Source organism: Streptomyces sp. ISL-87 (assembly GCF_018614095.1).
GTDB lineage: Bacteria > Actinomycetota > Actinomycetes > Streptomycetales > Streptomycetaceae > Streptomyces.
The window spans coordinates 70,821-82,821 of sequence record NZ_JAGGOY010000042.1 but is presented as its reverse complement, the minus strand read 5'-3'; the positions used below and the strand labels follow the sequence as shown (position 1 = coordinate 82,821).

At 69.0% G+C, this 12,001-nt stretch carries 11 protein-coding genes and 1 pseudogene; 9 read left to right on the top strand and 3 right to left on the bottom strand.

Annotated features, from left to right (window positions below; translation table 11 throughout):
- Window positions 1-23 precede the first annotated feature (23 nt).
- Window positions 24-917, bottom strand: a complete 894-nt coding sequence (locus J7I97_RS16360) for an IS982 family transposase (RefSeq protein WP_214935500.1) — start codon at window positions 915-917, stop codon at window positions 24-26.
- Between the two features lie 122 nt (window positions 918-1,039).
- Between J7I97_RS16360 and J7I97_RS16355 the strand changes: the two genes are divergently transcribed.
- On the top strand, window positions 1,040-1,651 hold the full coding sequence (locus tag J7I97_RS16355) for a MepB family protein (RefSeq protein ID WP_214935498.1): 612 nt from the start codon (window positions 1,040-1,042) through the stop codon (window positions 1,649-1,651).
- A gap of 158 nt (window positions 1,652-1,809) precedes the next feature.
- Here the strand turns inward: J7I97_RS16355 and J7I97_RS16350 are convergent, their stop codons facing one another.
- Entirely contained in the window at window positions 1,810-1,992 is a 183-nt protein-coding gene (locus tag J7I97_RS16350) for a hypothetical protein (RefSeq protein ID WP_214935496.1), read from the bottom strand.
- 57 nt (window positions 1,993-2,049) lie between these two features.
- On the opposite strand from J7I97_RS16350, the gene J7I97_RS16345 reads away from it, so the two are divergent.
- From J7I97_RS16345 to J7I97_RS16335, 3 genes and pseudogenes are all read left to right on the top strand, one after another.
- On the top strand, window positions 2,050-2,355 hold the full coding sequence (locus J7I97_RS16345; protein ID WP_214935494.1) for a hypothetical protein: 306 nt from the start codon (window positions 2,050-2,052) through the stop codon (window positions 2,353-2,355).
- Between the two features lie 147 nt (window positions 2,356-2,502).
- A pseudogene (locus J7I97_RS16340) lies at window positions 2,503-3,141 on the top strand (phosphoribosyltransferase); the annotation flags it as partial.
- 158 nt (window positions 3,142-3,299) lie between these two features.
- Window positions 3,300-5,948 carry a SpoIIE family protein phosphatase gene (locus J7I97_RS16335; protein WP_308364798.1) on the top strand — a complete coding sequence of 883 codons (2,649 nt, stop codon included), beginning with the start codon at window positions 3,300-3,302 and terminating at the stop codon, window positions 5,946-5,948.
- A 34-nt stretch (window positions 5,949-5,982) separates the two neighbouring features.
- Here J7I97_RS16335 and J7I97_RS16330 read toward each other — a convergent pair whose 3' ends face one another.
- Window positions 5,983-6,441: an Lrp/AsnC family transcriptional regulator gene (locus J7I97_RS16330; RefSeq protein WP_214935488.1), complete on the bottom strand. Its 459-nt coding sequence runs from the start codon at window positions 6,439-6,441 to the stop codon at window positions 5,983-5,985.
- Between the two features lie 127 nt (window positions 6,442-6,568).
- On the opposite strand from J7I97_RS16330, the gene J7I97_RS16325 reads away from it, so the two are divergent.
- The 5 genes from J7I97_RS16325 to J7I97_RS16305 all read left to right on the top strand — a co-directional run bounded on the left by J7I97_RS16325 (window position 6,569) and on the right by J7I97_RS16305 (window position 11,996).
- Window positions 6,569-7,573 carry a DMT family transporter gene (locus J7I97_RS16325; RefSeq protein ID WP_251050341.1) on the top strand — a complete coding sequence of 335 codons (1,005 nt, stop codon included), beginning with the start codon at window positions 6,569-6,571 and terminating at the stop codon, window positions 7,571-7,573.
- The gene (locus J7I97_RS16320) at window positions 7,566-8,777 is read left to right on the top strand and encodes an aromatic amino acid transaminase (RefSeq protein WP_214935486.1); all 1,212 of its coding nucleotides are present in this window, start codon (window positions 7,566-7,568) and stop codon (window positions 8,775-8,777) included. Before J7I97_RS16325 ends, J7I97_RS16320 begins: the two co-directional genes overlap by 8 nt.
- Window positions 8,778-8,892: 115 nt before the next feature.
- Entirely contained in the window at window positions 8,893-9,960 is a 1,068-nt protein-coding gene (locus J7I97_RS16315; RefSeq protein WP_251050342.1) for a hypothetical protein, read from the top strand.
- A gap of 195 nt (window positions 9,961-10,155) precedes the next feature.
- Complete coding sequence (locus J7I97_RS16310) at window positions 10,156-11,244, top strand: hypothetical protein (RefSeq protein ID WP_214935482.1); 1,089 nt, start codon at window positions 10,156-10,158, stop codon at window positions 11,242-11,244.
- A gap of 23 nt (window positions 11,245-11,267) precedes the next feature.
- The gene (locus J7I97_RS16305; RefSeq protein WP_214935480.1) at window positions 11,268-11,996 is read left to right on the top strand and encodes a hypothetical protein; all 729 of its coding nucleotides are present in this window, start codon (window positions 11,268-11,270) and stop codon (window positions 11,994-11,996) included.
- Window positions 11,997-12,001: the final 5 nt, after the last annotated feature.

Genomic DNA, 12,001 nt, shown 5'->3' with positions numbered 1-12,001 from the left:
CTAGACGAGTCATTCCGATGTGATCAGTGGTCGTAGGCGATCAAGGATCGCGTGATGGGCTGACCTGTCTTGTGGTTGTGCCAGATTGCGGCGGCCATCGCGAGGATGCGCTGGGCGACTCGGACGGCGACGCCTTCGGAGGTCCGCCCTCCGTGTCGTTCCAGGTCGAGCTGGCCCTTGAGGGTGTCGTTGACCGACTCGATCAGCTGCCGCACCGACTTCAGGAGGCTCTCACCCTTGCGCTTTTTCTCGCGCTTGAACGACGGCCTCAGCAACTCGGCACCCCGCAAGGCCAGGTCGGCCTCGAACTCCTTGGAGGCGAAGCCTTTGTCCGAGATCATCAGCAACCCGGGCCTGTCCCTCGCCACGTCCGGCTCTCGGTCCAGCATCGCGGTCAGCACTTCGCGCTCGTCGAGCTTCGGGTTCGCCAGGGCCCACAGGATCGGCATCCCGGTCGGGGTGCATACCAGGAACAGGCGAAGGCCCCAGAAGAACCGGCTGTGGCTGGCGCAGTATCCGTATCCGGCCCAGCCGGCCATGTCCGAGCGTTTCACCGTCGGGCGCGAGCGACCGCATTCCACCGGGGTGGAGTCGACGATCCAGTGGTTGTCGAACCAGAAGTCCGTATCGACGGCCAGCAGCCGTATCACCTTCTTGACCAGCGGCAGAGCGGCCCTCAGCCGCTTGTTCCAGCCCGGCTGCTTTGGCACGTACGGGAACAGCGCACCCAGGCGGGAGTCCACGAACCGCAGCCACCGCGACTCCGAGGTGAAACCGAGCATCGCTTGGGCAACGGCAAGCGTGACCAGCTCGGAGTCCGTCAACCGTGGTGGGCGGCCCAGCCATCGGGTTCCTCCGATCTCGTCGTCGATCTTCACGTAAAGTGCTGTCAGCAGGGCGTCTAGGTTGTTCGTCACACAACGATCTTGGACGCCCTGCCTGCGTTCCCGGACACACCGTCAGCATTCTGATCACCTCGACGAGAGCGATGCCCCCAAGTCGAGCCGACTGCGTTAAGCACCCGTGACAGGGTGGACGAATGACGACGAATCGCGAGTACTCATCCGATCTCCACCCCAAACCGTGGTCGGACACCGCCCCGGCCCACGGAGATCTCATTGTGGCGAAGGCGCTCGTCTACGACCCCTGCGGGTTCACCTGCTCGCAGCCAGTGCCCGAAGCCGAGGGCGCCGCTTACGCCGCCCATGAATTCACCCTTGACGGCCTCTCCATCCGGTTCCGCGCAGCCAAGACGACCCCCACCAAGGTCGGCCAATTCGTCACCGTCTGGAAGAGGTCCCCGGCCGGGCCCATCCAGCCCTTCGACGCCACGGACCCCGTCGACCTCTTTATCATCAGCACCCGCGACCATCACCACCTCGGCCAGTTCGTCTTTCCCATGGACGCGCTCCGCCAACACGGTGTCGTGTCAGCAAACGATTCCGGTGGGAAACGAGCCTTCCGCGTCTACCCGCCCTGGGTGACCACCACCAACCGTCAGGCCAGCAGTGCGCAGGCGTGGCAGCTGGACTTCTTCCTGCACCTGCACCAGGACGGGCCTATCGACCTGGCCTGCGCCCAAGAGCTCTACCACCCGCAGGACGGCGCTGGCACAACCACAAGACCGGCCAGCCCATCACACGATCGCTGATCACCTACGACCACTGATCACATCGGAATAACTCGTCTAGTGGACAACGCCACGTCGTGCAAGAACCGCACCGGCGGCTCAGGAATGGGCCGAAGGGAGCAAGAATGAAGCTTTCAAGCAGCGGCGGTCACCCGCTCGTACACCCAGGGCTGATGCGTTCACACGGCGAGATCGAGCATGGCGGTGGCGTGATCGGGGCGTGATCTGTAGTGGTCGGTTGCGGCGGCGATGTTGGTCCAGCCGGCTTGCCGCATCAGGCCGATGGCCAGGTTGCGCAGGGTGGCCATGGCGCGCGGTGCGGTGCCGGTCCGCACCCGCGAGGAATCCTCGCCGTAGGTCACGTCCCTGACATGGTGCAGGGCCTCAACTGCCCAGTGGTTCTGCATTAGTTTGGCGAGTTGGGCGGGGGTGGCCTGGGCCGGGGTCAGGCTGGTGATGGCGTAGACGGTCTTCGCACCTCGACCCCGCAGAACGACGCCATCGAGGCAGCCGTCCTGCGCCGCCTCCTCCCGCACCGACCGGCCGTCACCTCGGCCAAGGGCGCGCTCGGCCACACGCTCGGTGCCGCGGGCGTCATCGAGGCGGCGCTGACCGTCCTCGCCCTGTCCGAGGACACCGTTCCGCCCACGGCCGGGCTGGACGAGACCGATGCCGACATGGACATCGACGTCGTCACGGGTACCGCCAGGAAGCACACGTCGTAGGTCGCGGTCAGCAACTCCTTCGGATTCGGCGGCCACAACGCCGTGGCGGTCTTCGCCCGGGGATGAACCGGCCGGCCCCGGGTAGTCGGAAGGCGGGACTCCGAATGCGGATCGTCCCAGGTCCGCCCCCGCGAGGGGAGGTACGGCGTGCTGTTCAGGGATCGTGTGGCTGCCGGGAGGCAGCTGGGGCGGGCCGTGGCCGGGCTGATGCTCGACCACCCCGTGGTGCTGGGCCTGCCGCGCGGGGGTGTTCCCGTCGCGGCCGAGGTCGCGGCGGCGCTGGGCGCGCCCATGGATGTCATCGTGATCCGCAAACTCGGGGTTCCGTACCAGCCGGAGCTGGGTTTCGGGGCCATCGGGGAGGGCGGGGTGCGGCTGGTGAACGACCGGATCGTCCGGCTGGCCGGGGTGAGCGACGCCGATGTGGCCCGGGTGGAACGCACCGAGCGCGCCGAGCTCAGCCGGCGGCTCGACCGCTACCGTGAGGGTCGCGCCCGGGTCCCGGTGGCGGGACGGACCGTGGTGATCGTCGACGACGGCATCGCCACGGGCGCCACCGCGGCCGCCGCCTGCCGGGTCGCGCGTGCGCAGGGGGCGGCCCGGGTCGTCCTGGCGGTCCCCGTGGCGCCGCCCGAGGCTTCGCAGGAGCTGGGGCAGGACGCCGACGACCTGGTGTGCCTGTCGCAGCCCCACCCGTTCCGGTCGGTCGGGGAGTGGTACGCGGACTTCACCCAGACCGGCGATGCCGAAGTCACGGCCCTGCTGGCCGGTGGCGGGGCGGCCGAAGGCCCGTAGCGTCCCGAGAAATCCCCTGCGGCTACCCCGCCGGGGTAGCCAGCTTGCCCCGAACGGGCACGGGCAGCGCTGTAAGCCGTACCCGGGGCGACCGGCAGTGCTACAAATGGTCTCGTGACCCATCCTTGCAACCCGTGCCGGGGACGTCGGTGCGGTCACTGAGCAGAAATCGCCCGCGAAGCGTCGCCAGACAGGTATTCGTCCTTCAGGTGGCGATCGTGGTGCTGCTCGCCGCCGGTGCGGTACTGGCCCTGGTCCTCCAGTCGCGTCACGACGTCGACCGAGAGGCCCGCAGCCGGTCGGTGGCGGTCGCACAGACCTTCGCCCATTCGCTCGGGCTTCGCCAGGCGCTCCAGTCCCCCGATCCCTCCAAGACCCTCCAGCCCCTCACCGAGGTGACGCGCAAGGACGCCGGGGTGGACTTCATCGTCGTGATGGACACCAACGGGATCCGCTACACCCATCCCCTCCCCGACCGCATCGGCAAGCGGTTCGTGGGCACGATCGAGCCCTCGTTGGCCGGCCAGGTCTACACCGAGAGCGTGGAGGGTCCCCTGGGCCAGGAGATCCAGGCCGTGGTGCCGGTGTTCGCCCCCGACGGGCAGGTGGTGGCACTGGTCTCGGCGGGCCTCACGGTGGAGAACGTCACGGGCGCGTTCGACCGGCAGCTCCCCGTCATCCTAGGAGCCTGCGCGGCTGGCCTTGCCCTGGCCACCGCGGGCACGGCACTGATCACCCGGCGTCTGCGGCGGCAGACCCACGGGCTCGGCCCGCTCGAGATGACACGGATGTACGAGCACCACGACGCGGTGCTGCACTCCGTCCGCGAAGGGGTGCTGATCACCGACGGCGCAGGCCTCCTGCTGCTCGCGAACGACGAGGCGAAACGGCTGCTCATGCTTCCGGCCGACGCCGAGGGGCAGCACCTGCGGCAGGTGTCGGGGCTCGACGGGCGGCTGGTCGACCTCCTGCTGTCCGGCCGGGTGGCCACCGACGAGGTGCACGAGGCCGGGGACCGGCTGCTGGTGATCAACCAGCGGCCGACCCGCCCCAAGGGCGGGCCCGAGGGGACGGCGGTCACCATCCGGGACTCCACCGAGATGCGCGTCCTCAGCACCCGGGCCGAGGCGGCCCGCAGGCGGCTGAGGCTGCTGTACGACGCCGGCGTCGGCGTGGGCACCACCCTCGATGTGGAGCAGACGGCCCAGGAGCTGGCCGATGTCGCCGTACCCCGGTTCGCGGACTTCGTGACCGTCGATCTGGCGGAGCCCGTACTCCACGGCGACGAGCCCACCGGCGCCGCCGCGGACCTGGTCCGAACCGCGGTCAGCGGCATCCGGGACGACTTGCCGCTGTACCCGCGCGGCCGGGTGATCGACTTCCTGCCGTCCACCCCGCAGGCCCGCGGCCTCAGCAGCGGGCAGGCCGAGGTCATCGGCGATCTCTCCGACGCGCCCGGCTGGTACGCGCAGGATCCGCCCCGGGCGCAGGCCGTCATCGACTACGGCATCCACTCGCTGATCACGGCCCCCCTCAAGGCTCGCGGCGTCGTATTCGGCGTGGTGAACTTCTGGCGCTCGCAGAAGCCGGAACCCTTCGACGAGGAGGATCTGTCGCTGGCGGAGGAGCTGGTGGCCCGGGCCGGGGTCACCATCGACAACGCCCGCCGCTACACCCGCGAGCACGCCCTGGCCGTGACCCTCCAGCGCAGCCTGCTGCCGCAGGAGCTGCCCGAGCAGAGCGCCGTGGAGGTGGCCCACTACTACCTGCCCGCGCAGTCCGGGGTGGGCGGCGACTGGTTCGACGTGATCCCGCTCCCCGGCAGCCGGGTGGCGCTCGTCGTCGGCGACGTCGTCGGCCACGGTTTGCACGCGGCGGCCACCATGGGCCGGCTACGCACGGCCGTGCTCAACTTCTCCTCCCTGGACCTGCCCCCCGATGAGCTCCTCGCCCGTCTCGACGACCTCGTCCAGTACATCGACCAGAGCGCGGAAGGCGGCGACACCGACGGCGGCCTGCTCGGAGCCACCTGCCTGTACGCCGTCTACGACGCCGTGACCCAGCGCTGCACCGTGGCACGGGCGGGGCACGTACCCCCGGTGGTGGTGCACCCGGACGGCACCGTGGAGATCCCCGAGCTGCCAGCGGGCGCGCCGCTGGGGCTGGGCGGGCTTCCCTTCGAGGCTGTGGAGCTGGACCTGGCCGAGGGAAGCCAGCTGGTGCTGTACACCGACGGGCTGATCGAGGACCGCACGCGCGACCTGGACGAGGGGCTCGACCTGCTCCGCTCGGCCCTGGCACACGCCGACCGGCGTCCGGAGGAGACCTGCCGGGCGATCCTCAAGGAGCTGCTGCCGGAGCGCCCCCGTGACGACGTGGCCCTGCTGGTGGCGCGGATGCAGGCGCTGGGGGCGGATCGCATCGCCGAGTGGGAGGTGGCGTTCCATCCGAGCGCGGTCGGGTCCATGCGGGCCGTCGCCGTGGCGAAGCTGGAGGAGTGGGGTCTGTCGGCGCTCGCCTTCGGCACGGAGCTGGTGCTGAGCGAGCTCATCACGAACGCCATCCGCCACGGCGCCGAGCCGGTGCGCGTGCGTCTGCTGCACGACCGGGTGCTGACCTGCGAGGTCTTCGACGGCAGCAGCACCTCGCCGCACCTGCGGTACGCCACCACCACGGACGAGGGGGGCCGCGGACTCTTCCTGGTGGCGCAGATCAGCCGGCGGTGGGGCGCCCGGTACACGCCCGAAGGGAAGGTCATCTGGTCCGAGCAGCCGCTGCCGGACCCGGAGGACAGCTGAGGGGGCCCCGGAGGACGGCTGATCGGGGCGTGCGTCAGACGGGACTCGGGTAGGTCCTGGACTGCTTGACACTGCCGTACGCGAAGCTCGATTCGATCGAGGCGATGCCGGGGATGGCGTGGATCCGGTCGCGCACCAGGGCCTCGTACGCCTGGAGGCTTTCGATGACGACCCTGAGCAGGTAGTCGCTGCTTCCGGCCATCAGGTAGCAGTCCTGGATGTGCTCGATGACCGCGACGTGCTCCTCGAAGATCCGGACCGCCTCCCCCGTGTGGCGTTCCAGCCGTATCCGGACGAAGACGGTGATCGGGAGCCCGAAGGCGACCTGGTCGACCATCGCCGTGTACCCGCGGATGAGGCCGGCCTCCTCCAGCCGCCGCACCCGGCGCAGACAGGGCGACGGGGACAGCCGGACCCGGTCGGCGAGGTCCTGGTTGGACAGCCTTCCGTCGTCCTGCAATTCGCGGATGATGTGCAGATCGACCGCGTCCATGGTCACTCCTTGGCAGATTCTGCCCCAAACCTATGCCGGGGAGGCAGAACTGGCAATCGGCTGCCCCAGGGAAAGACCTAGCGTTGCCCCATGGCCGAATCCGGCCCTTGAGGCTGGAGGAAGCTCCTTGGTCACCACGAACACCAGGCCCGCGACGATGCCCCCGGACGGCCGGGCCGCGGGCCGCCGCCGGCTCTCCCCGCAGGCGGAGGGCATGCTGGCGCTTCTGGTGACCGTGACGATCTGGGCCGCCTTCGCGCTCAGCGCCCGGGCCCTGAGCGCCTCCTCCCTACTGCCCGCCGACGCTGCCCTGCTGCGCTTCGGGGTCCCCGTCCTCGTCCTGGCGCCCGCCCTGTGGCGGCGCCGCCGGCGCATCGCCGCGGTGCCCCTGGCCACCGCAGCCAAGATCATCTGCGGGGCGGGCGTGCCGTTCTTCCTGGCGGCGATGTACGGCGGCTCCCTGACCTCGGCGGCATTCGTCGGCTCGATCGTCCCCGGGATGGTCCCGCTGTTCGTCTCCGCGCTCATGGTCGCCGGCGGCCGCGGCGCGCCCCGGGGAACCCAGACGGTCGGGCTCGCGCTGATCGCGGCCGGTGTGGTCGCCCTCGTCTGGCGCTACGTCGCCGCGCTGGACACGGACGTACTGGCCGGCGCCGGCATCCTGCTGGTCGCCAGCGGGCTGTGGGCCCTGTACACCGTGGGGCTGCGGGAGGTGGACCTCGACCCCGTCGGGTCGATCGGACTGCTGTGCCTGCCCTCGTTCGCGGTCATGGCGCTCCTGGTCCTCACCGGGATCCTCCCCACCGGCCTCGCGTCCGCGGCAGGCAGCGACATCGCGCTGTTCCTGGTGGTGCAGGGGCTCGGGGTCGGCTTGTGCGCCGGTCTGCTCTACGCGTTCGCCATCCGCCGGCTGGGCGCGGAGCGCAGCTCCGTCATCGGAAGCCTCAGCCCGGTCGCCGTCGTGCTGCTCGCCGTCCCGCTGCTGGACGAGTCGCCGACCCTCACCGTGCTCATCGGTGTTCCCCTCATCACCGCGGGCGTCGTTCTCGCCAACCGGCGCCCCCGGCTCCACGCCGCATCCGAATCCGCATCCGAATCCGAATCCAAGTCCGAGGGCCCCGCTGATGCTTGAGCTTCTCCTCCCGCCGCCCGTCGACCCGCTGTGGGACCTGACCGAGGCGTTCGGCGCCGACGCGCGGCCCGAACGCCTGAACCTCGTCCTCGGCGTGTACCGGGACCACACCGGCGGCACCCCCGTCATGGCGGCGGTGCGCGAGGCCGAGATACGCCTGGCGGAGCGTTCCGAGTCCAAGGAGTACCGCGGGCTCTCCGGCAACGGCGCGTTCAACCGCGCGATGGTGTCGATGGTGCTGGGGACCGGCGAAGCGGCCGAGCGGGCCGTTGCCGTCCAGACCGTCGCCGGCAGCGGCGCACTGCGGCTGCTGGCCGATCTGGTCTGCCGGACCCGCCCGGGCACCACGGTGTGGATCAGCGACCCCGCCTACGTCAACCACCGGCCCATCCTGGAGGCCGCCGGCCTGACGGTGCGTACGTACGGCTGGCTCGACGCGGAGGGCCGGTCCGACACCGCCGCCATGCTGCGGGACCTTGAGGACGCACGACGTGACGACGTCGTCCTGCTCCAGGGCTGCTGCCACAACCCCACCGGAGTCGACCCGTCGCCGCAGGCGTGGGAGGCCGTGGCGGAACTCTCGGTCCGCAACGGCTGGGTCCCGTTCGTCGACCTCGCGTACCACGGGCTCGGTGACGGCCTGGAAGCGGACCTGGCGGCCACCCGGATGCTCGCGGAGCGGGTGCCGGAGATGCTCATCGCCATCAGCTGTTCGAAGAACTTCGGCCTCTACAGCGACCGCACGGGCTGCGCCGTCGTACTCGGTGCGTCCCGTCAGGCGCTGCGGCACGCCGAGACGGCGTTGCAGAACGCCGCCCGCACGCTCTACTCGATGCCGCCGGAGCACGGCGCGGCGGTCGTGACGGCCATCCTGGAGGACGACGGGCTGCGGGCCGCCTGGCGGGCCGAACTGGATGCCATGCGGGGCCGGATCACGGCCAACAGGTCTGATCTGACAGCGCAGTTGATGGGCCTGGGCTGGGAGTCCCAGGCAGAGTCGCTCGCGCGTCAGAAGGGGATGTTTTCGATGCTGCCGCTGACGCCGGATCAGATGCTCCGGCTGCGCAGCCAGTTCGCCATCTACGGGACGACGTCGGGGCGGGTCAACATCGCGGGCATCCCGGCGGACCGGATCCCCTGCCTCGCACAGGGCATCGCCGGGGTCCTCGACGCGGTTCGCGACGGAGTTTCCGACAGGGCATAAGAACCACGTCTGTGACATTCCCAGGGACAATGGTCCTATAGCGCGCAGTAGCTCCCGAACGCCAAAGTAGTGACCACGGCGAGGGCAAGTGGCAAAGGCCATGACGGGAGTGATCATGTCACAGATATCCATCGATCCCGGGCGCTTCAGCCAGTTCGGCGAGGCCACCGGCAGCACGTTCTGTCTGGTCACGAACCCCGAGTTGGTCGATCAGTTCGAGATTGTCGAGTCCGCCTCGTACAAGAATTACCTCACCATCCCGATGGGGACGCAAGACCGGTTCGAGGATCTCCTCGAAAAGCGCATCCCGGAACCCGCCCACATTCTGGTGGTATCGCCTTACAGGTTCTTCGAGTCACCGGATCCCGATCTGGTGGGGCAGCGGAAGATCATGGGCATGGCGTGCAATTCGACGCCCACTTCCCTCGATGAGATCCGGCACTTCCTCGGAGTGATGGAGCGGACCTCGTCGGCCGACCAGGCGGCGTTCTGCGACACGTTCTTCGAGCTCGCCGAAGAGGCCGACCACCTGGTGTACGTCGACCCCGTGCACGGCACCCGGGCCGTGCTCGACCACCTGCGCGACGGTCTGGTGTGGAACCAGCAGGCCGGGCCGCTGGAGTGGGGCGACCAGCAGATCGTGCCGTCCGGCGAGATCAGCGTGCTGCCGGTGGAGATCAGGGAGTTCGACGAGGCCCTGAAACTGCCGCTGGAAGGCGAGATCACGCTGCGGGGGTACCCGATCCTGCACAACGGCACCCCGTCGTTCTCCCGGACCGACCAGGCCCGCATCCACTCCCAGCTCTGGGCGATGCGTGACAACGCCATCAAGGCCAAGGTCGAGGACGGCAGGATCACCCGCCTGGAGGCGCTGGACCCGGGCGCCGCGCCGGCCGTGGCGATGCTGGAGCAGATGTTCGCCGTGGACTCCCGCTACCGGATCGTGTGGGAGATCGGCCACGCCCTCAACACCTCTCTCGACATCCTGCCCGGCAACCACGCCATGAACGAGGTGTACGGCGGCACGGAGGGCTGTCTCCACTACGGCCTCGGCCTCACTCCGTACACCCAGTACCACCTGGACATCATTTCACCCGACACGCGCGTCCTTAGCAGTAATGGACTGGCGCTGATCGGCCACCCGGACCACCCCACGGTGGAGAGGGTCGTCACCGCGGATTAGCGGCTTTCGACCGTCGGACCGTTCGGGGTGAATGAAAAGAAATCCATTCAACAGGAGGTGACTGTCATGAAGAAGATCAAGGTGCAGAAGAACCGTAACTACCTGGGCACGCTCCTGGGCTGAGTACCGACCCGTGGCGGGGCATGTGAATGCCCCGCCACGGGGTTCCCGTCGTCTTTCACCAGGGAGTGCGCCGTGTCACCGCTGGAACTCACCCCACATGACTTCGGTCAATTCGGCGAGCCGGCCGAGACATTCTGTCTGATCACAAGTGAGGACGGCGGCGAGAGCGTTTCGCTGCTCCCCGGTGACGGGTATTCCCGCGTTCTCCACCTGACGCTGCCCCGCGGGACGCGGCTGGGCACACTGATCGCGGAAAGCGCCCCGCCGGACGCGCACGTACTGGCCGTCTGCCCCGGCCGCTTCCTCGATTCGCCGACGCCGCAAGAGCTGGGCCCGCGCAAGCTGGCCGTGCTGCCCGCCGGGTCCACCCCGCTCACCGACGAGTACGTCCGCTACTTCCTGCGTACCGCGGCGAAGACCGACATCGCCCAACAGGCCGCCACCGCCGAGGAGTTCTTCGACCTCGTCGGGGACAGCGACCGGCTGACGATCGTCGACGACTCGGCCGGCACCGAAGCCGAATTCGACCACACGGCCGGCGAGTGCGTCTGGAACCAGCAGGCGGGAGTCCTGGAGCCCGGCGATCAACAGATATTCCCCTCGGGCAAGTTGAGCGTCACCGCTGCGGAGATCACCACCTTCGAGCCGGAAGCCCGGCTGCTCGGTCTGAGCGGGGACCTGACGCTGCGCGGGTGGCCGATCGTGCACCGGCACGCGGACCCCGCCGACGGCGCCGAGCAGCAGCGGCTGTTCCAAGCCCTCTCGCCCCTCGTCTCGCACGCCGTGACGCTGCACGTCACCGCCGGAAGCATCGAGGGTGTCACCCCGCAGACTCCGGGGGCCGCGCCGGCCGCCGCGGAGCTGGAGAAGCTCCTTGACCACGATCCGCGTTACCGCGTCATCTGGGAACTCGGCTTCGGGATCAACACCACCACGGAGATCATTCCGGCGAACTGCGGACCCAACGAGGTGTACGGCGCCACCAGCGGCGTTGTGAACCTGGGGATCGGGATCACACCGGCCACACGCTTCGCACTGGCCTTCCTGTGCCCCCGCAGTTCGCTGCTGACATCGGACGGAACCGCTGTACTCGGCGCCCGCAAGGCGGTGCGCCGCGGCCGGATGCAGCGCGTGTCCAGCGCGAGTTGCGGCTGCCACTGACCACACAGGAGGGAAGCAAGCCCATGACGATCAACCCCGAACTGCGCAAGCGGGTCGACGCGATCCTCGACACCTTCATCAAGGACTTCTACGAGACGGTCCCGTTCGCCCAGCACCAGAAGAGTGCCGCCGAGCTGAACCTGGACTACTACAAGCGCCACAACATCGAAACCATCCTGCGGCTGCGCCGCAAGCGGACCATCGACGCGCTGGCCATCAAGTACTTCACCAAGGTCGACCCGGTGCAGGCCAAGGCGTGGGCCCACTACACGGACGACGAGATGCTGCACGACCGGCTGTTCGCCGCCGACCTCGCCAAGGTCGGCGTCACCAAGGACCAGATCTACTCCACCGAGCCGATGCTCTCCACCAAGCTGCTCACCGGATACCTCCAGTACGGCATGGAGTTCGAGGACAGCCCGCTCGCGCTGATCACCAGCGTGTACTTCGTGGAGTACGTGACCACGCGCACCCAGCCCGAATGGCTGGACAACCTGGAGAACGTCCTCGGCCAGGAGAACGTGAAGGGCGCGCGCGCCCACGTGAACACCGACCTGGACGACGACCACGACGACTTCGTGTGGCGGGTGATGTCCACCCTGGTCACCACGGACGCGGACGAGCAGAAGGTCGTCGAGCACCTCAACCACGTCTACTGGCTGTGGAAGCTCTACTTCGTCGAGCTGCACCAGCTCACCGTCCTCGGCCGCACCGAGGCCCAGATCCCGCTGCCCACCTCGGCCGACGTCTGAGCGGG

What these genes read in the sequence shown, in the direction of transcription:
- J7I97_RS16355 (WP_214935498.1), top strand. Translation starts at nt 1,040, where the DNA reads ATGACGACGAATCGCGAGTACTCATCCGATCTCCACCCCAAACCGTGG.
- J7I97_RS16305 (WP_214935480.1), top strand. Translation starts at nt 11,268, where the DNA reads ATGACGATCAACCCCGAACTGCGCAAGCGGGTCGACGCGATCCTCGAC.
- J7I97_RS16330 (WP_214935488.1), bottom strand. Translation starts at nt 6,441, where the DNA reads ATGGACGCGGTCGATCTGCACATCATCCGCGAATTGCAGGACGACGGA.
- J7I97_RS16315 (WP_251050342.1), top strand. Translation starts at nt 8,893, where the DNA reads ATGTCACAGATATCCATCGATCCCGGGCGCTTCAGCCAGTTCGGCGAG.
- J7I97_RS16320 (WP_214935486.1), top strand. Translation starts at nt 7,566, where the DNA reads ATGCTTGAGCTTCTCCTCCCGCCGCCCGTCGACCCGCTGTGGGACCTG.